Source organism: Photorhabdus viridis (assembly GCF_040256935.1).
Lineage (GTDB): Bacteria > Pseudomonadota > Gammaproteobacteria > Enterobacterales > Enterobacteriaceae > Photorhabdus > Photorhabdus viridis.
The window spans coordinates 1-277 of the sequence record NZ_JBEJZY010000380.1; the positions used below are offsets into that span (position 1 = coordinate 1).

Below are 277 nucleotides of genomic sequence, written 5' to 3' on the forward strand. Positions count from 1 at the left end.
GTCGGCCCAGTCCGTCAGAGGCCAGTTGCGTGGCGCAGCCGTTCGGGGCAATCACTTCACTTAATTGCTGCTGTTCATAGCCGTAATGCCAGTGGCGGCCATCGGGCAGGATTTAAATGGTTATTAACAGTTATTTTTTTAACTGATGGTTTTAAGCAATATAAAGTTTTAACCGTTGTTTTTACTCCTTTTACCACCGGTTTTTTATTAAATTTACTCATCATAGGATTACGTTTAATGAACGCGGATCATATTCGATTTATCTTTACTGACGCTG

The 277-nt window shown here is 41.5% G+C and carries 1 protein-coding gene; it reads left to right on the forward strand.

Annotated elements, in window-relative coordinates; translation table 11 throughout:
• A partial coding sequence (locus ABR397_RS23825) for a hypothetical protein (RefSeq protein WP_350307849.1) occupies positions 1 to 277 on the forward strand: 277 nt, incomplete at both ends.